Consider the following 17,997-nt stretch of genomic DNA (forward strand, 5'->3'; position numbering starts at 1 on the left):
AAATTTTAATCAAAAATAATTAGTAATTATCTGCCGAATAGTAACCTCCAGCTTCCCTCACCCAGCTTCCAGCCATAAACTAGGTTAATTATTGTTAAACATAAAATCAGAGTGATCAGCATATTGGTCACTTTTTTTATTTGTATTACTTTTGTGCGATGCGTATTTTTAAGATATTAACTTTTATCATTGTTCTGTTGGGGGGAGCTTATGCTGCTTCCATGTACTATTTTGTGGAGGAAAGCAAAAATTTCACGATTGAAAAAGAGATCGATTATCCTGTGGATAAAGTTTTTGCTCAGTTTAACAATCTTCAGAACTTCACAAGATGGAACAACTTTTTTACCAGTTCACAATCTATAGATATCGATTACTATACGCCTTATGAAGGACAGGGAAGTGCCATCAGCTATGTGGATCCTAAAAATGATAGCGATGGGGAAATGTTCATCAGATATGAGAATCTTAACAAGACGCTGAAATATCAGCTTTTTCAGGATGAAAATGAAAATCCAACACTGGTTGACGTTAAATTTAAGCCTGTTTCTGCAGAAAAAACAAAAATAATCTGGTACGTCCATACCCCTAAACTATCTGTTTGGAGAAGGGTAGAGAACTTCTGGACGGAAGACCGCTTTGCTGAAAATATAGACAAGAGCATGGCAAATCTTAAAAACTCTTTAGGAAATAAAGTAGAAAAAGATAACCAGATGGCAGCCATCAAGTATGACAGTCTGATGGTGGAAAAAGAAGAAGATAAGCAGTTGTTGGGGATCAATGTGAGTACATCCAACAAAAAAGATGCTCTTTACAAAAATATCGTGATGAATTATAACAAAGTTTATAATTTCGTGACGATGGACCTTGGTAAAAAAGATGATGAATTCGGATATCCGATCCTGATTACTGATGCGGATAATTACAAAGACAAGGAGGTTTCTTATTTCCTCGGAATTCCACTTTCTAAGAAAATTGGAGTATCTGATAATAATTTCAATTTTAGGTCCGTAAATCCGTCTCAAAATTACGTGATTTACTATAAAGGCAACTATGAGGGACGAATTCGGGCAATCCAGCAGTTGATTCAGAAAGCCAAAAAAGACGAGATGCGCTTCAATGAGATTCGTCAGACCTTTATTGAACGTCCGATGGAAGGACAGGATACGAATGTTAAGATCTCATTATCAGTATATAAGTAAATTTCCTTTAATTATTTTTTTCTTAAGTTTTTTTAACGGTTTGAGACTGTTCTAACTCGGTTTTTTTTATTAAATTTGAAGATTAATTCTACAAATAAATTTTAATAAATAGATAAACTGTAATAATGGACAGATTTTCATTCCTAAACGCAGCTCATTCTCAGTTAATTGAGGATTTATACCAACAATACTTAAAATTCCCGGACTCTCTAGAACCATCATGGAAAGCCTTCTTTCAAGGCTTCGATTTTGCTTTAGAGAACTATGGAGATGACGATAGCATTCAATTTATCCAGGCTTCGGCCAATGCTGCCCCGGCAGTACAACAGATTTCTCAGGCGGTATCAAATGGAGAAGTTCCTGAGCACATCAAAAAAGAATTTAAAGTAGTAAACCTTATTGAGGCTTACAGAACAAGAGGACACCTTTTTACAAAAACTAACCCAGTTAGAGAAAGAAGACACTACACACCTACTTTAGACATCGAAAACTTCGGTCTTTCTAAAGAAGACTTAAATACAAAATTCAACTGTGCTGTTGAAACAGGAATGAAAGAACCTGCTACTTTGGCAGATTTGATCAAGCACCTTGAAAGCATCTACTGTGATTCTATCGGAGTAGAATATATGCATATCAACAATGTTGAAGAAAAAGATTTTATCAAGAGATGGCTTCAGGTAAACGAAAACCACCCGAATCTTTCTGCGAATGAAAAAACAGAAATCTTATTAAAATTAAACCAGGCTGTTGCCTTTGAAAATTATCTTCATACAAAATTTGTAGGTCAGAAAAGATTCTCATTAGAAGGAGGAGAAACATTAATCCCGGCTTTAGATCAATTGATCTCAAGATCTTCTCAGTTAGGAGTAGATGAAGTGGTATTAGGAATGGCTCACAGAGGAAGACTGAATGTACTGACGAATATTTTCGGAAAATCTTACAAGCAGATTTTCTCAGAATTTGAAGGTAAAGAATTCGAAGAAGATGTATTCTCAGGTGACGTTAAATATCACTTAGGATCTTCTAAAAAGATCAAAACAGCTTCAGGAGAAGAAGTTTGTATCAACCTTACTCCAAACCCGTCTCACCTTGAAACGGTTGCTGCTCTGGTAGAAGGTATCTGCCGTGCAAAAGTAGATGATAAATACAAAGATTATTCTAAAGTATTGCCAATCATTATCCACGGAGATGGAGCTATTGCCGGACAAGGTATTGCTTATGAAGTGGCTCAGATGATGACATTGGAAGGATACAGAACAGGAGGTACAGTTCATATCGTTGTAAATAACCAGGTTTCATTTACAACAAACTATATGGATGCAAGATCTTCAACATATTGTACAGACATCGCAAAAGTTACAGAATCTCCTGTAATGCACGTGAATGCTGACGATGCTGAAGCGGTTGTTCACGCTATTCACTTTGCTGCTGATTTCAGAGCAAAATTCGGAAAAGATGTTTATATCGACCTTTTAGGATATAGAAAATACGGACATAACGAAGGGGATGAGCCAAGGTTCACTCAGCCTAACTTATATAAATCTATCTCAAAACACCCGAATCCAAGAGAAATTTATAAAGATAAATTACTTAAAGACAGCGTTACTTCCAATGATGTAATTGCTAAAATGGAAACAGAATTCAAAGCACTTTTAGATAAAGACTTTGATGCTTCAAAAGAAATTGAGAAGAACGTAATGGATTTGTTCATGTCTGAAGACTGGACAAACTATCCAATTGGAAAAAGAGGTGCTGTTCAATTGCCGGTTGATACAAAATATGATATCGCAAAACTGAAAGAATTGGCGCTTAAAATGTCAACACTTCCTGTAGATAAGAAATTCATCAATAAAATTACAAGACTTTTCGAAAACCGTATCAAAGCTATTGAAGGTAATTCATTAGACTGGGCGTTAGGAGAGTGGTTAGCTTATGCAACACTCCTTGTAGAAGGTCACAACGTAAGAATCTCCGGAGAAGATGTTGAAAGAGGTACATTCTCTCACAGACATGCTGTTGTAAAAACTGAAGATACAGAAGAAGAATATATCCCATTAAGACACGTATCAGAAAGCAGATTTGATGTATTCAACTCTCACCTTTCAGAATACGGTGTTCTAGGTTTCGACTATGGATATGCAATGGCTTCTCCTAATACATTAACAATCTGGGAAGCTCAGTTCGGAGATTTCGTGAACGGTGCTCAAATCATCGTTGACCAATATTTAGCGGCTGCGGAAGAAAAATGGAAACTTCAGAACGGATTGATCATGTTATTGCCTCACGGTTCAGAAGGACAAGGTGCTGAGCACTCTTCAGCAAGATTGGAGAGATTCCTTACCCTTTGTGCTAATGAAAACATGGTGGTAGCCAATATTACTTCACCTGCCAACTACTTCCACTTATTGAGAAGACAGTTGAAATGGGGATTCAGAAAACCATTGATCGTAATGAGCCCTAAATCTTTATTGAGACACCCTAAAGTGGTTTCTCCGCTTGAAGATTTTGCAACCGGTTCATTCCAGCCAATCTTAGACGATCCTACTGCAGATCCTAAAAAAGTAGAAAAAGTAGTTCTTTGCTCAGGTAAATTATACTTCGAATTATTAGCGAAGAAAGAAGAACTTAATTGTGAAAATATTGCATTAGTAAGATTCGAGCAGTTATATCCACTTCAGGCAGATGCTATTGAAGCGATCTTCAACAAATACGAAAACAGAAAACAATTGGTGTGGGCTCAGGAAGAACCTGAAAACATGGGCGCTTGGTCTTATATCCTGAGAAACTTCAGAGATACAGGTATTCAGGTAGTAGCTCCGGTACCAAGCGGTGCGCCAGCTCCAGGTAGTCACAAAATGTTTGAGAAAAATCAAAATGCCGTGATCAACAGAGTTTTCGACAGAGATGATGCTCCGGCAAAAAGACCTGTTACAGCTTAATTTAAATAATATTCCATTAAAAAATAAAAAATACTCGATATGTCAGTTTTAGAAATGAAAGTTCCTTCACCGGGCGAATCAATTACAGAAGTTGAAATTGCAACTTGGTTAGTAAAAGATGGTGATTATGTAGAAAAAGATCAACCTATCGCCGAAGTGGATTCAGATAAAGCAACTCTTGAATTGCCTGCAGAACAAAGTGGTGTTATCACTTTAAAAGCAGAAGAAGGTGAGGTAGTACAGGTAGGTCAGGTAGTTTGTTTAATTGATATGGATGCTGCAAGACCAGAAGGTGCTGCACCTGCTGCTGAAGCTCCAAAACAGGAAGAAGCTCCGAAAGCTGCTGAGCCTGCTAAACAAGAAGCTCCAAAACCAGCTGCTCCGGTAGCTGCACCACAAACTTATGCAACAGGAGCTCCATCTCCGGCTGCAAAGAAAATCCTTGATGAAAAAGGAATGAATGCTGGTCAGGTTTCAGGAACAGGAAGAGACGGAAGAATTACTAAAACTGATGCTGAATTAGCAGCTGTTCCTGCATTAGGAGGAACTCCTTCTACAGCAACAGGGGCAAGAACTACCACTACGACTAAACTTTCAGTTTTAAGAAGAAAAATCGCTCAAAGACTAGTTTCTGTAAAGAACGAAACAGCAATGTTGACGACTTTCAACGAAGTGGATATGTCTGAAATCTTCAGATTAAGAAAACTATATAAGGAAGAATTTGCTCAGAAACACGGAGTGGGACTTGGTTTCATGTCTTTCTTTACAAAAGCTGTTACAAGAGCATTACAAATGTATCCGGATGTAAATGCATCTATCGACGGAGACTTTAAAATAAACTATGACTTCTGTGATATTTCAATTGCAGTTTCAGGTCCTAAAGGATTGATGGTTCCTGTATTGAGAAATGCAGAAAACATGTCTTTCAGCGGAGTTGAAGCAAACATCAAAGATCTTGCTACAAAAGTAAGAGACGGTAAAATTACTGTTGACGAAATGACTGGTGGTACGTTTACGATTACAAATGGTGGTACTTTCGGATCTATGTTGTCTACACCAATTATCAACCCTCCACAATCTGCAATCTTAGGAATGCACAACATCATCCAGAGACCAGTTGCGGTTGACGGGCAGGTAGTAATCAGACCAATGATGTACGTAGCAATGTCTTATGACCACAGAATTATCGACGGAAAAGAGTCTGTAGGATTCCTTGTAGCGGTAAAAGAAGGTATCGACAATCCTGTTGAAATATTAATGGGAGGTGACGAAAGAAAAGGCCTTGGATTATAAGTTTTAATAAATTTTTAACATAAATATATAATCTCGCCTCAAAAAGGCGAGATTTTTGTATTTATTAAGAAAATGCTACAATGATGTTTTCAAAAATGACTTCCAATATCAAAGTTTCAGTAATACCTGAATATGATAGTAAAAACAGTTATCCATCCGAAAACCGTTACGTTTTTAAATACAATATCACGATAGAAAATGACGGAAGCTTTCCTATCAAAGTATTGAAAAGAAAATGGTTAATTTTTGACGTAGGATTTGGATACACAGAGATTATAGGTGATGGCGTAATCGGCCTTACTCCTGAAATAGGAATAGGTGAAAATTTCGCTTACTTCTCCAATGTAATGCTTCGTTCCGGAGTAGGAAATATGAGCGGAAAATACCTGGTTAAAAACCTGGAAACACAGGAGACTTTTGAGATTGATATTCCAAAATTCAATCTATTGTCTGAAGTGTTGAGTAATTAATGATTAATAAATTGCAGATTAAGAACCCGGGTTCTTATTAAAGCTTTTTAATTTTCGCTTTCATATAATCGTTTACTTCATCATTACTGGTGAGAAACAATTTCTCAAAAGCCAGTAGAGAGATCTTTGCACATACTTCAGCATCAGCTCCCGCTCTGTGGTGGGTAAAATCAATTTTGTGATATTCTGCCAATGGTTTTAAGCCGTATTTCGGAAGGTAATTCCATGATTTTTTCGCAAGCTGTATGCTGCACAGATAGTTCAGATTGGGGGTAAACATCCCATAATGCTGAAGACATCCTCTTAAAACAGAAGCATCAAAACCCGCATTATGAGCAATCATAAGGCTTCCATACATCATTTCCTGAGCTTCATACCATACTTCATCAAAGGTAGGTGCATCTTTTACATCTTCAGGATGAATCCCATGCACTGCAATATTGAATCTACTGAAATAAGGAAAGCTCGGAGGTTTGATCAGCCAGGTTTTAGTTTCCACAATTTTAGAATCCTGTACCACACAAATACCCATCTCACAAGCTGAACTTTTCTCGTGAGTGGCTGTTTCAAAATCTATTGCACAGAAATCCATTGTTTTAAAGGTATAAATTATAAATTGATTGCTGGTTACTAGTTATAAGCTTTCTAGTTTAGAATTTAATGTTTTAAGTTCAAAGTTGATGAAAGGTATATTTCTCTCGTAACAGTTCCCAGTCCTTAGTATTACAGATATTGGTATTTCCTAATCCCTAATCCCTGCAACCCATTACCTTACTCCTTGCCACCTTTTATCTTCTATCTTCCTCCCAAAAAATGTCTAAAAATCAACCATTTCGATTGATAGAACTGCTTCTTTTGATTTTTCTGACGCAGCTTCCATGTTCCCGGAAGTTGTCTGTAGAATCCGAAGTGAGCCCTTACCACGGCCCACAGGTGTGGGAAACCATGTTTTAATCCAAAATAAATCCCAGCAACACCATCCAGACATAATCTGAAAAAAATGAGCCAGATCAATTGAGGAAAGGGGAGATTCTTTAGCATCATAGAAAGGTTATTTCTGATGTTGAGATAGGTCTTTTGTGCACTCTGCTTGTTGAGCGTTCCACCCCCTACATGATATACGCTGGATTTTCCGGTATAATAAATCTTTTTTCCAGCATTGATGAGCCTCCAGCACAAGTCAATTTCTTCCTGATGGGCAAAAAATCGTGCATCGAAACCATTTTGCTCCCAGAAGTCTTTTGAACGGATGAATAAACAGCATCCTGATGCCCAGAAGATCTCAGTTTCGTCATTATATTGCCCTTTATCTTCTTCCAGATCGTCAAAAACCCTTCCTCTGCAATAAGGATATCCAAGATTGTCAATCAAACCACCGGCTGCTCCGGCAAATTCGAAAGAATTTCTATGATGATAAGATAAGATTTTAGGCTGCACTGCAGAAACTGCAGGATTCTTTTCTAATACTTCCAGAGCCGGTTCTATCCAGTTCTCTGTAACCTCTACATCAGAATTGAGAAGACAGTAGTATTCATTTTTGATTGATCGTAATCCTTCATTATAACCGCCTGCAAACCCGTAGTTTTTATCATTTTTAATAATGCGTACTGTAGGGAAATTTTTTTGTAAAAAATCTATAGAATCGTCTGTAGAAAGATTGTCAATAACATAAATATCCGCATTCTGGGAAAATTGAACTACACCCGGAAGAAATTTTTCAAGCCAATCTCTGCCGTTCCAGTTTAAGATGGCAACTGCCAGTTTTTTCTGCATTTCAATCTAATTTTTTTCAGAATCAAAATTTTTGATAGAGTCCTGATATTTCCATTTTCTGTGTGACCAAAGATAGTTGTCCGGATTTTTATGCAGTGTGTTTTCCAATAATTTATGAAACTTTCTCACGACTTCATTTTCCGTGAATTTTTCGCCATCCGGGTATATTCTGTGATAATTAACTTGATAATAACCTCGTTTCACCTTCTTCATCTCACAATAGATAATAAAAAGATCCATTCTTGTAGCGAGTTTATCGTATCCTATAAAAGCGGGAGTTCGTTGGTTCAAGAATTCTAATCCATAAGTAACATGAGCGTGGTGAGGAGTTTGGTCAGCAACAAACATATAGGCTGATTCACCATTGTTTTTAGATCGAAAAATATTCATAATTACTTCATTGGCTTCCAATGCTTCATTTCCGAATTTGTTTCGGACCTTCTTCATCTGGTTCTCCCAAAAGTCATTATTCACCTTTCTGTATACAGGGTGACAGTGAGCCTGAGGAACAATCTTTGCCAATGCATTGATCCATTCCCAATTGAACACATGTCCTGCCAGCAGGATAATATTTTTACCTTCCTTCTTAGCGTCATGAAACAACTCCTGATTGATATGCTGCATTCTCACTCGGGCCTCTGTTTCAGAAATACTGAAGGACTTTATAGTTTCTACCAGATAATCTGAAAAATTAAGGTAGAATTTTTTTCGTATCTCTTTGATCTCTTCTTCAGATTTCTCCGGAAATGAGTTTCTCAGGTTCTGAGTAATGACCTCCTTTCTATATCCTACGAGATAATAATTTAGGAAAAAGATGACGTCCGAAAAAATATACAATATTTTAAGCGGAAGCTTAGAGATCAGATATAATATTTTGATTAGGAAATTCATAAAACAGGCAAATTTAGTGATAATAAAATTATGGTTCTATTTTTGCAGAGGGATATATATTATTTTTTTTACTTTTAATGTTATGAAAAAATTGACAATATTGGCTTTCGTGGGATTAAGTACTCTGGCTTTTTCACAGGATGTAAAGAATTCACCAGATAAAGGAAAGCAAAAAACGGCGCTTATCGTACCGACTGGGCAGGCAGAATTGGATGCTAAGAAAAAAGCGGCTGAAGAAAAAGCTAAGCTTCCTAAACCGTATGATCCAAAAGCAGATGCTCAGGCAGATATAAATAAAGTAATTGCTCAGGCTAAGAAGGAAGGTAAGAATGTAATGATCCAGGCTGGTGGAAACTGGTGTATCTGGTGTCTTCGTTTTAATAATTTTGTACAGAATACCCCTGAACTGAAGGAAATAGCAGATAAAAATTATGTATACTATCACCTGAACTATTCTCCTGAGAATAAGAATGAAAAAGTTTTTGCTCAATATATCAATATTAAAGAACAACAATTTTATCCTTTCTTCATCATTTTAGATAAAGAGGGTAAAAAGATTCATGTTCAGCAGAGTGAGGTTTTGGAAGAAGGAAAAGGATATAGTAAAGAAAAAGTAAAAGAATTTCTGGAAAAAGGAAAAGTCCTATAAAAGAAAAACCTTTCTAAAAATAGAAAGGTTTTTTTGTTTTTTATCGTATTAAGCACAATTTTCTACGCGGATTGCACCTCTTCCATTGGCATCATAACAAGCAGCCCCGCCTGAATATTGGATGCATGAAGTGCAAGAGCTTATATATACCATACCTCCATCTGAACAAGATGAAGCACATGATAGTCCTCCTGATAGTTTACTTAATTTTTCTCTTGATAATTTTTTTAAATTTTTCATGGGTTATAAATTTAGTTTAGGCTGTAAATATATTATTTTTTTTAATTAAAATCCCCTATTAGAGATAAATTAAAGCAATTTTTTAATCCAGCTTAGTTTCTTTTCAGAATAAGGCGGATATTTGATGTTGGGTTCACCCCAGGTCGCTTTTTCGAGAATGGCTTTTTGATGGGAAAAGGCTTCAAAACCATATTTCCCGTGATAATTTCCTATTCCTGAACTTCCCACCCCTCCAAATGGCAGATTATCATTGCTTAAATGCATAATAGTATCGTTAATACAGCCCCCTCCGAAAGATAATTTCCGGGTAAACATCTCTTTTTCTTCAGAATGATTCGTAAAAAGATAAGCGGCTAGAGGTTTTTCAAGTTCCAGAATAGAATTCAGTGCAGCATTATAATTCTGAAAACTGATAACGGGCAGGAGCGGACCGAAAATTTCTTCCTGCATGATCTCATCATTCCAATCTACATGATTTAGAATTGTGGGTTCTATGTACAGCTTTTCTTCATTGAAGCTCCCTCCGGAATAGATTTTTTCTTTATCAATAAGGCGTATAAGACGCTGAAAATTCCTTTGATTAATGATTCTTGTATATTGTTCAGAATCGGGATCATATCTGAATTCTTTGATGTATTTCCTAAGCATTTCCAGAAACTGCTCCTGAATAGTTTCCTCTACCAGCAGATAATCGGGAGCTACACAGGTTTGTCCGGCATTGAGAAACTTTCCCCATACAATTCTTTTGGCAGCCATTTCGAGATTGGCATTTTTGGTAACGATTGCAGGAGACTTTCCGCCCAATTCAAGGACTACGGGAGTAAGATGCTCTGCAGCAGCTTTGTAAACGATCTTTCCTACTTTTGTACTTCCGGTGAAGAATATTTTATCAAATTTTAATTGTAGAAGAGCCGTAGTTTCATCAATGCCGCCTTCATATACATATAGATATTCAGATGGAAAATTTTCATTGATGATGGATGCCATAGCTTTCATTGTATTTTCAGCGATTTCACTGGGCTTAAGAATACAGCAGTTTCCAGCTGCCATGGCTGCAATAAGAGGAGAAAGTGATAACTGATAAGGATAATTCCAAGCTCCGATAACTAATGTACAACCCAAAGGATCAGCATGAATTTTACTGCTTCCTAGTTGATTGGGAAGATTGGTACTTACTTTTTTAGGTTTTGAAAGGGATTTTAAATGCTTGAGATAATAATTAATATCATTCAGAATAAAGGATAATTCTGTCGTGAAAGTATCGAATTTTGATTTTCCAAAATCCTTGTTAATGGCTTCGTACAGCATATTCTCATTAGAAATAATAAGACTTTTAAGCTTTTCAAGATACATTTTCCGGAAAGTAAGACTTTTGGTTTGCTGGGTGGCAAAAAAATCTCGTTGCTTCAGTAGGATACTTTCAATTTCCATGGGTAAGCTTTTGTTTTAAACGAAGTAATCTGTGCAATATTGCTATCGGGAAAGAGGAACAATAAACCGGCCAAAGTGGTTATAGATGATGAAAGAAGTAACTCCTGATCGTTTGAAGATAGGTCGTTATTTGAATAAAAAATTATTAAATGTATGTGGTGGTCGGAGAAACTTTAATTATTATATACGTCTTACTGCTTTCTTTCTTTTACATGATATTCCTTACGGCGATCTTTACAGGATGATAAAGCAGTAGACCAATTGCCGTAACAAGTGCCAGCCAGAACAGTCCTGTGAAAATTTCCATATTAGAAAGAAGGATAGACTGAGCCATTATTTTAGCTTTAAAAGCGCCCGCTGTCATAGATAGCGATTCGTTGACCGGAAGTTTTGAAATATTGGATCCGAAAAGCTGGCTCCATTGACTGTAAAAAACGGGATTGGTATCGATGAGATTAGAACTCAGCGTATCAGAATGTTTTAAGGTTAAAAACAACATCAGGTTCTGCATCAAAGCATATCCGATGGCTGTTGTCCAGAAACGGGTTGTAGTTCCTAAAGCTGTAGCATTGGCAACATATTCTTCCGGTGTAGCTGAAATTAAAAAGAAAACCAACGGAGTAAATAATAGTCCCTGAGCGACACCCTGTAAAAATAAAGGCGGACAAATGGTGGAAAGGGTAGTGTCAGGGTAAAAAGTGTAGGTAAACCATGCACAATCAATAGCCAGTAAAAGAAATCCTGTAAAGAAAACAATTCTCGAAGAAACCCCGCGAACCAGACAGATTCCCGATAATAATACCCCTAAAAGAGTTCCTGCAACATTCCAATACTGGATGTTCACAATATAATCCCATGGCCATTTCCATACGGTTGCCATGATGCTGTATACATTATTAAGCCCTGAGCGGATCAGATAAAAAATGAAAAACAGAATCATTCCTGCGATCACATTTTTTGAACTGAAAACTTCAAAGTGAAACAGTGGTCTTTTGGAGTTTCTCTGCTTAAGCATGAATAATCCCCCGGAAAGAAGGAATACAAATAAGCACATGATAATAGTATCAGACTCAAACCACATGAGTCTTTTACCATAAATAATGGCGTATCCACCAGCCTGCAGGCATGCCCAAAGTAAAAACCAGCTGGTAATATCCAATTGGTATAAAGGTTTTTTAGGGAAAAATCTGTTTTTGTTGAATAAGGCAATACCAATGATGAGTACAAATACATGAAAATAGAGCATCATCAGGATCATATGCTGGAAATCGTAATTTTCAATGCTTGATTTCAACAGAGAAGTGGTGATTGTACCTCCGGTCAGCATGATCGTATACATAAAGAGATAGGCTACAACTTTAGCATGTCTTGTTTTTAATTCGGCAATAATCAGGGGAAGAAAAATAGCCCCTTCCAATAACCCAAAAATACCTTCTAAGAAGCGAATCACCAGAATAACATGATAATCATGGGTAACTGATAAAACATAAAGAATGATCACTGAAACAGAGGCCATCAGTAGTACATAATATTTTACGCTGAAATAAGCCATAAACCGCTGTAAAACTAAAAGGGTAACCACAAATGTCCCGTACATCAAAATCATTAAGTATTGGATGTCGTCTGAATCTACATCCATAAAAGAAGACGTGAAGGCGCTATTGGAATGCAAAAGCGACAACAACATCAGGTGGGGAAACAATGCCAATATAAGCAAAGGCAGTTTCAGCCATTGTGGTACCCATTTATGATAAACTGTATTGTGTTGCATAATTTTTGGAAAGCACTAAGCTTAGAAAAAGAAATGGCACATTGCTATTGAGCCAGATTTAAAAAAGCGAAAAGACAAAAGGGATGAAAGTGTAAAAGGTAAAATGACAAATATGCTCAAGAAAAAATTCGCAGATCTGTTATATTGCCCTTTTGCCTTTTCGCTAAAAAAATAATTTAATTTGAAAGTCTGAAATATGTCGATTGGAAGGTAATTTTGCACTCTAAAACTCTAAAACTCTAAAACTCTAAAACTCTAAAACTCTAAAACTCTAAAACTCTAAAACTCTAAAACTCTAAAACTCTAAAACTCTAAAACCCATAAACCCTCCCACACTCAAACTCATATCTTCTTCGCACTCACCAGAACATTCATTCCGGAAAGCAGTTTTTCGTTGTCTTTATTGTTGTCAAGAATAATTTTCACAGGGAATCTCTGTTCTATTTTTACAAAGTTTCCGGTTGCATTATCCGGTTTTACCAAAGAAAACTGTGATCCTGATGCAGGAGAGATGGAAAGTATTTTTCCTTTAAATTCAACATCGGGATAGGCATCTGCAGTGATGATTACTTCCTGCTTCTGATCAATCTGTCCAAGCTGTGTTTCTTTATAATTGGCGATGATCCATTTTTCTTTGCTGACGATCTGTACCAGGGCTTGTCCTTCTTTGATCAATTGCCCTTCCTGAATGGTCTTTTTCCCAACCCATCCATCATACGGAGCGGTAATCACGGTATAAGAAAGATAAAGCTTCGCATTGTTCAGGCTGGCAGAACTCTGCTGAATCTGGCTTTTAACGGGAGCCACTTTAGTCTGCTGTTCATTGGCTCCGGCTCTTACTGAGTTTTTCTGCTGTTCCAGTGCCAGAAGATTAGTTTTTGACTGGTCATAAGACGCTTTTATATTTTCAAATTCCTGTTCTGTTGCTGCCCCTTCAGCCAGTAGATTTTTATATCTTTTATAATCTTGCTCAGTTCGCCAGATATCAATTTTAGCAGAAGCAATTTTAGCATCGATGATCTTAGTATCACTTTCTTTGGTGTTTACACCGCTTTCAATAGTACTTATGGTTGCCGCATTAGCATGAAGGTTGGCTTCTGCCATATTCACCTGATTCACAAACTCTCTGTTGTCTATGACGATTAAAGTGTCACCTTTACGCACAAACTGATTTTCATTAAACTTTATTGTTTTAATAAACCCAGAAACCTTACTGGATACCGGAGTAATATACTGTTCAATCTGTGCATCATTGGTCGTAACATTTTTTCTCGAAAAAAGATAAAAGCTGACCATACCCGTTATTCCACTGATGATCAGGATCCAGGCCAGTAAAGTAATGGACTTGTTGATTCTTTTTTCCTTTTGTGTCAATTGTTTCTGTGCCATAGTTTTTATAAGTTCCCAATCGTATATTGGAGTTGGTAATATTTAAGTTGTCTGTTGATTTTTATAGAAATAAGATTAGATTCAGCCTCCAGATAAGTATTGTCAGCATCTATCAATTCAGTGATAAGACTTAGCTTATTGGCGTATTTTGTTCTTACAATACGATAATTCTCTTTAGCCTGGGTAATAGCTTCTTCGGCAATTTTTACTTTCTGATCTGTTTCTTCAAACTTTTTGTAAGCTTCATACACATTGTGTCTGATCTTCTCTTCGTTTTCCTCTATCTGAAGCTTGGCAAGATCAATATTTTCCCTTGCTTCCTGCATTTTGTATTTATTTTTATACAGATTTTCGATAGGATAGGTAAGATTCACACCCACCATTCCCAGACGATAAGCATAGGGTTCAGGAGGAAAGAACATCATATTGGGATACTTTAAAAAATATTCTCCACCCGCTGTAATTTTGGGTAAATAATTCGCTCTGGTAATTTTTTGATCCAATTCCTTTAATGAAAGATTTTTGTGAGTGATATCAACAGATTCATTTTTGTGTAAAGCTGTTTCCGTCAATTCGTTGATATAAGGTATTGAAGCATTATCCGAGATCAGATCTTCTGTGTTGACATGCATTTCCTGGCTTTCCGGAAGTGAAAGAATCGTTTTAAGCTTATGCTCTGCAATCTGAATATCATTATTCAGTTCTGTCCAGCTCATCGTGTGATTGGAAAGCTGTAAAGAAGTTCTTAACACTTCATTTACCGTTACAACTCCATTGGCTTTAAGTGCTTTTACCTGTTTGATGTTTACAGAATCTTCTTTCATCTTATCATTGATCAGACTTTGCTGTTCTTTTAAATGATGGATTTGTAGAAAAGCAGTAATAATTTCCATGGTAAGCTGTCTCTCATCCAAATGGGTTTTTAAAGATGAAATTTCAGTGTCAATGGCAGCCTTCTTTTCCGTATTCTTTATTTTTCCACCCATATACACCGGAATGGATGCAGATAATGTAAAATCATACATACCATTGATCACATCGTATTTTGTTGCTTTGTTGAATACGCCATTCTCATGTTGAAAAAGGTTCGTTACCTGATTGTAGCTTGTATGGAATTCAATGTCCGGAAGTTTTTCCATTTTAAGATCTTTCTCTTTGGTAACGGACATTTCCTGTTTTAGATGGCTTATCTGTATGTTTTTGTTGTTTTTCAGACCTATTTCTACAGCTTGCTGTAAGCCGAGGTGTTGGTAGTCTATCATCTGTGAATGTAAAAAACTGCTCAATAATAAGCACAACGCAATATACAGATGTCTGTATGCGTTAAATGTGATATTCATAAATTAATTAAATGATTTTTGCTAAAATGATTTTGATGCAGCAAATTTACGACAACAAGTATCGGACCCTATTTGTGAAAACAGAAAAAGATTTGCTCATTTACGCCAGTTTAAAAATTCTTCTTATCTTTATTTCATGAATGACAGTCATTTTAAAATAGTAGAAGAGGATGATACAGAATTTTACGTTTACCATGTTCTTACAGGAAATGTAACAACAGAGGTTCATTATCACAGTTCTGCACAATTGGTGTATGCAGAAGGCGGTATCGTGCATGTTTTTACAGATCAGAAACATTGGTACCTTCCGGCAAGATGCTTTATGTGGATTCCTGCAGGAACCCCTCACTATATTTTTTCTACCAGCCCAAAAGTTGATTTATATAATTTTTATTTTAAAAAAGAAGAAAATGAAAGTGGCTTTTTTGATGAAATTAATATTTATTCTGTTAATGAGTTACTTCGGGAGATGATTTTATATACTAAAGAGTGGGATGGGAAAATCACAAAAAATGAGAGTTCTAAATATTTTTTCCTCAAAGCACTTAAAGGAGTTTTACAGCAAAAAGAACACAGACACCTGGCATTTCCAATACAGCATCCTTTTCCAAAAGATGAGACCTTATTAAAGATTGCAAGATACATTCACGCTAACCTTGAAAAGCCTCTTACCATCGAATCTACGGCCAAAGAATTCGGATTGAGTACAAGAACCCTTTCCAGGAAATTTAAAGAGATTCTGGGGATGAATTACGTTCGTTTTCTAAGATCATTAAGAATCACCCGCTCTCTTGAGCTGATGCTGGAAGGAAAATATAACATGTATGAAATTGCAATGATGGTGGGGTACAACAGCCTCTCTTCTTTTAGTAATATTTTCAAAAAAGTAATCGGTATTGCCCCTACAGAATATCAGCAGAAACTGAGAGGAGATAAGTAGTGAGTAGGAGCGTTTGAGGCTTGAGATTCGGGTTACGGGGTACGTGTTACGTGGTAACGGGGTTTTATAATACGGGATAAACTTTTCTTGCCTTTTCTTATGTGAAGGTTGTGAAAAAGGCAATTTAACGAGTAATAGCAGTTAAGATTTCCTACATTCCCCTTCCCTGAAGGGGTGGATTTTTGCATAGCAAAAAGACGGGGTAGTCATATATACATAATCTTTTCTTAACTACATATAAAAAAACCACTTCAATACAATTGAAGTGGTTTATATTATGAGAAAATCTCAGTTGCTTAAATTAAGCTTCTTCAGATTTAACTTCTTCTTTTTTAGCAGCTGGAGCAGCTACAACTGGAGCGTCAGATACGATTTCGAATTCGAAGTTGTACTCAACGTTTCTGTGTAATCTGATGTTTGCAGTTACTTTACCAGTTCTCTTAATAGAGTTTCCTGGGATTTTGATATATTTCTTCTCTACAGAAACTCCAGACTTAGCAAGAGCAGCAGAAAGATCTGCATTGTTGATAGATCCGAATAATTTGTCACCAGAACCTACTTTTGCAGGAATAGTAATAGAAGTTTTCTTCAATTGATCTACTACAGCGTTAGCAGCAGCGATTGATTTAGCTTCTTCTTCTTTTCTAGCTTCCAAAGTAGCTTCTAGAGCAGCTTTGTTTTTAGGTGTAGCTAAAAGTGCAATACCTTGAGGAAGTAAGAAGTTTCTTGCATAACCTGGCTTTACACTTACTGTATCAAACTCAAGTCCTAAGTTTTCTACGTCTTGTTTTAGGATGATATCCATTGTTGTTGTCCTTTTTTTAGATTTTAGAGGGGTCTAAAATCAAGTTAGAATTAATTATTTATTCAGCAACAAAAGAAGAGATTGCTCTCTTCTCTTATTTATTTTTGTCTTATTTCAATAAGTCAGCTACGTAAGGTAGTAAAGAAAGGTGTCTTGCTCTTTTGATAGCAGCAGAAACTTTTCTTTGGTATTTTAAAGAAGTTCCAGTGTATCTTCTTGGTAAGATTTTACCTTGCTCGTTTACAAATTGTAATAAGAAATCAGCATCTTTGTAATCAACGTGCTTAATTCCGTATTTTTTGAATCTACAATATTTCTTTTCAGATTTTGTATTGATATCAAGTGGAGTAAGAAACTTTACTTCTGATTCTCCTCCTGCAGAGGCTTGTTTAGCCATTTCATCTATTGCCATGTCTTGTCTTTTTTAAAAAATAGGGTTAATAATTAAGCTTTAGCTGCTTTTACTTTAGTTCTTCTAGTTACAGCGTACTCAATAGCATGCTTGTCAAGTTTTGTAGTAAGGTAACGGATTACTCTCTCGTCACGCTTAAATGCCAATTCTAGATCAGCTACTACAGTACCTTCACCTTTAAATTCGATTAAAGTATAGAACCCGTTCTTTTTTAATTGGATCGGATAAGCTAATTTTTTTAATCCCCAGTTTTCTTTAGCAACGATTTCGCAGTTCTTTTCTTTGATAAGATCTACATACTTGTTTACTGCTTCCTCTACCTGTGACTCAGATAGAACGGGAGTTAAAATGAAAACAGTTTCGTAATTGTTCATAATGTTAAATGAATTTGTTAATTATTTCGAGGTGCAAAATTAGACAATATATTTCTTATATACAAGAGTATTGGTGAAATA

Annotated in this window: 17 protein-coding genes; 6 read left to right on the forward strand and 11 right to left on the reverse strand. The window is 36.2% G+C overall.

Features of this window, described 5'->3' with window-relative positions:
* Positions 1-158: 158 nt before the first annotated feature.
* The 4 genes from C1634_RS13535 to apaG all read left to right on the forward strand — a co-directional run bounded on the left by C1634_RS13535 (position 159) and on the right by apaG (position 5,901).
* Positions 159-1,199 (forward strand): SRPBCC domain-containing protein, encoded by a 1,041-nt coding sequence (locus tag C1634_RS13535; protein WP_109738588.1) that lies wholly within the window; start codon positions 159-161, stop codon positions 1,197-1,199.
* A gap of 125 nt (positions 1,200-1,324) precedes the next feature.
* The gene (locus tag C1634_RS13540) at positions 1,325-4,138 is read left to right on the forward strand and encodes a 2-oxoglutarate dehydrogenase E1 component (protein WP_109738589.1); all 2,814 of its coding nucleotides are present in this window, start codon (positions 1,325-1,327) and stop codon (positions 4,136-4,138) included.
* Between the two features lie 39 nt (positions 4,139-4,177).
* The gene (odhB, locus tag C1634_RS13545; protein WP_109738590.1) at positions 4,178-5,431 is read left to right on the forward strand and encodes a 2-oxoglutarate dehydrogenase complex dihydrolipoyllysine-residue succinyltransferase; all 1,254 of its coding nucleotides are present in this window, start codon (positions 4,178-4,180) and stop codon (positions 5,429-5,431) included.
* A gap of 80 nt (positions 5,432-5,511) precedes the next feature.
* On the forward strand, positions 5,512-5,901 hold the full coding sequence (gene apaG, locus C1634_RS13550) for a Co2+/Mg2+ efflux protein ApaG (protein WP_103233324.1): 390 nt from the start codon (positions 5,512-5,514) through the stop codon (positions 5,899-5,901).
* Between the two features lie 37 nt (positions 5,902-5,938).
* On the opposite strand, the gene C1634_RS13555 is transcribed toward apaG, so the two are convergent.
* From C1634_RS13555 to C1634_RS13565, 3 genes are all read right to left on the reverse strand, one after another.
* On the reverse strand, positions 5,939-6,493 hold the full coding sequence (locus C1634_RS13555; RefSeq protein WP_109738591.1) for a 3'-5' exonuclease: 555 nt from the start codon (positions 6,491-6,493) through the stop codon (positions 5,939-5,941).
* A gap of 203 nt (positions 6,494-6,696) precedes the next feature.
* On the reverse strand, positions 6,697-7,674 hold the full coding sequence (locus C1634_RS13560; RefSeq protein ID WP_109738592.1) for a glycosyltransferase family 2 protein: 978 nt from the start codon (positions 7,672-7,674) through the stop codon (positions 6,697-6,699).
* Positions 7,675-7,680: 6 nt separating this feature from the next.
* Complete coding sequence (locus C1634_RS13565) at positions 7,681-8,565, reverse strand: lysophospholipid acyltransferase family protein (protein WP_103233327.1); 885 nt, start codon at positions 8,563-8,565, stop codon at positions 7,681-7,683.
* A gap of 82 nt (positions 8,566-8,647) precedes the next feature.
* Between C1634_RS13565 and C1634_RS13570 the strand changes: the two genes are divergently transcribed.
* Positions 8,648-9,214, forward strand: coding sequence for a thioredoxin family protein (locus C1634_RS13570; protein WP_103233328.1), 567 nt, complete (start codon positions 8,648-8,650; stop codon positions 9,212-9,214).
* A gap of 48 nt (positions 9,215-9,262) precedes the next feature.
* On the opposite strand, the gene C1634_RS25815 is transcribed toward C1634_RS13570, so the two are convergent.
* The 5 genes from C1634_RS25815 to C1634_RS13590 form a co-directional block, all read right to left on the reverse strand.
* Positions 9,263-9,454 carry a hypothetical protein gene (locus C1634_RS25815; protein ID WP_123921451.1) on the reverse strand — a complete coding sequence of 64 codons (192 nt, stop codon included), beginning with the start codon at positions 9,452-9,454 and terminating at the stop codon, positions 9,263-9,265.
* Positions 9,455-9,523: 69 nt separating this feature from the next.
* Positions 9,524-10,885 carry an aldehyde dehydrogenase gene (locus C1634_RS13575; RefSeq protein WP_109738593.1) on the reverse strand — a complete coding sequence of 454 codons (1,362 nt, stop codon included), beginning with the start codon at positions 10,883-10,885 and terminating at the stop codon, positions 9,524-9,526.
* A gap of 208 nt (positions 10,886-11,093) precedes the next feature.
* The gene (locus C1634_RS13580) at positions 11,094-12,656 is read right to left on the reverse strand and encodes an MFS transporter (RefSeq protein WP_123921453.1); all 1,563 of its coding nucleotides are present in this window, start codon (positions 12,654-12,656) and stop codon (positions 11,094-11,096) included.
* A gap of 342 nt (positions 12,657-12,998) precedes the next feature.
* A complete protein-coding gene (locus C1634_RS13585) occupies positions 12,999-14,045 on the reverse strand; it encodes an HlyD family secretion protein (RefSeq protein WP_103234904.1) in 1,047 nt (348 codons plus the stop codon).
* A 5-nt stretch (positions 14,046-14,050) separates the two neighbouring features.
* Positions 14,051-15,385 carry a TolC family protein gene (locus C1634_RS13590; RefSeq protein ID WP_228410074.1) on the reverse strand — a complete coding sequence of 445 codons (1,335 nt, stop codon included), beginning with the start codon at positions 15,383-15,385 and terminating at the stop codon, positions 14,051-14,053.
* 136 nt (positions 15,386-15,521) lie between these two features.
* On the opposite strand from C1634_RS13590, the gene C1634_RS13595 reads away from it, so the two are divergent.
* Positions 15,522-16,325: a helix-turn-helix domain-containing protein gene (locus C1634_RS13595; RefSeq protein ID WP_103234906.1), complete on the forward strand. Its 804-nt coding sequence runs from the start codon at positions 15,522-15,524 to the stop codon at positions 16,323-16,325.
* Between the two features lie 301 nt (positions 16,326-16,626).
* Here the strand turns inward: C1634_RS13595 and rplI are convergent, their stop codons facing one another.
* The 3 genes from rplI to rpsF form a co-directional block, all read right to left on the reverse strand.
* Positions 16,627-17,130, reverse strand: a complete 504-nt coding sequence (rplI, locus tag C1634_RS13600; RefSeq protein ID WP_109738596.1) for a 50S ribosomal protein L9 — start codon at positions 17,128-17,130, stop codon at positions 16,627-16,629.
* Between the two features lie 109 nt (positions 17,131-17,239).
* Positions 17,240-17,542 (reverse strand): 30S ribosomal protein S18, encoded by a 303-nt coding sequence (gene rpsR / locus C1634_RS13605; protein ID WP_034706728.1) that lies wholly within the window; start codon positions 17,540-17,542, stop codon positions 17,240-17,242.
* A 32-nt stretch (positions 17,543-17,574) separates the two neighbouring features.
* Positions 17,575-17,916: a 30S ribosomal protein S6 gene (gene rpsF / locus C1634_RS13610; RefSeq protein WP_103235592.1), complete on the reverse strand. Its 342-nt coding sequence runs from the start codon at positions 17,914-17,916 to the stop codon at positions 17,575-17,577.
* Positions 17,917-17,997: the final 81 nt, after the last annotated feature.

The organism is Chryseobacterium viscerum, from assembly GCF_002899945.2.
Taxonomy (GTDB): domain Bacteria; phylum Bacteroidota; class Bacteroidia; order Flavobacteriales; family Weeksellaceae; genus Chryseobacterium; species Chryseobacterium viscerum.

Bases quoted from the DNA above. Each gene is read 5' to 3' on its own strand.
- C1634_RS25815 (WP_123921451.1), bottom strand. From the start codon at position 9,454: ATGAAAAATTTAAAAAAATTATCAAGAGAAAAATTAAGTAAACTATCA.
- C1634_RS13585 (WP_103234904.1), bottom strand. From the start codon at position 14,045: ATGGCACAGAAACAATTGACACAAAAGGAAAAAAGAATCAACAAGTCC.
- odhB (WP_109738590.1), top strand. From the start codon at position 4,178: ATGTCAGTTTTAGAAATGAAAGTTCCTTCACCGGGCGAATCAATTACA.
- C1634_RS13570 (WP_103233328.1), top strand. From the start codon at position 8,648: ATGAAAAAATTGACAATATTGGCTTTCGTGGGATTAAGTACTCTGGCT.
- rpsR (WP_034706728.1), bottom strand. From the start codon at position 17,542: ATGGCAATAGATGAAATGGCTAAACAAGCCTCTGCAGGAGGAGAATCA.
- apaG (WP_103233324.1), top strand. From the start codon at position 5,512: ATGATGTTTTCAAAAATGACTTCCAATATCAAAGTTTCAGTAATACCT.
- C1634_RS13580 (WP_123921453.1), bottom strand. From the start codon at position 12,656: ATGCAACACAATACAGTTTATCATAAATGGGTACCACAATGGCTGAAA.
- C1634_RS13555 (WP_109738591.1), bottom strand. From the start codon at position 6,493: ATGGATTTCTGTGCAATAGATTTTGAAACAGCCACTCACGAGAAAAGT.
- C1634_RS13575 (WP_109738593.1), bottom strand. From the start codon at position 10,885: ATGGAAATTGAAAGTATCCTACTGAAGCAACGAGATTTTTTTGCCACC.
- C1634_RS13560 (WP_109738592.1), bottom strand. From the start codon at position 7,674: ATGCAGAAAAAACTGGCAGTTGCCATCTTAAACTGGAACGGCAGAGAT.
- C1634_RS13565 (WP_103233327.1), bottom strand. From the start codon at position 8,565: ATGAATTTCCTAATCAAAATATTATATCTGATCTCTAAGCTTCCGCTT.
- C1634_RS13595 (WP_103234906.1), top strand. From the start codon at position 15,522: ATGAATGACAGTCATTTTAAAATAGTAGAAGAGGATGATACAGAATTT.
- rplI (WP_109738596.1), bottom strand. From the start codon at position 17,130: ATGGATATCATCCTAAAACAAGACGTAGAAAACTTAGGACTTGAGTTT.
- C1634_RS13540 (WP_109738589.1), top strand. From the start codon at position 1,325: ATGGACAGATTTTCATTCCTAAACGCAGCTCATTCTCAGTTAATTGAG.
- rpsF (WP_103235592.1), bottom strand. From the start codon at position 17,916: ATGAACAATTACGAAACTGTTTTCATTTTAACTCCCGTTCTATCTGAG.
- C1634_RS13590 (WP_228410074.1), bottom strand. From the start codon at position 15,385: ATGAATATCACATTTAACGCATACAGACATCTGTATATTGCGTTGTGC.
- C1634_RS13535 (WP_109738588.1), top strand. From the start codon at position 159: ATGCGTATTTTTAAGATATTAACTTTTATCATTGTTCTGTTGGGGGGA.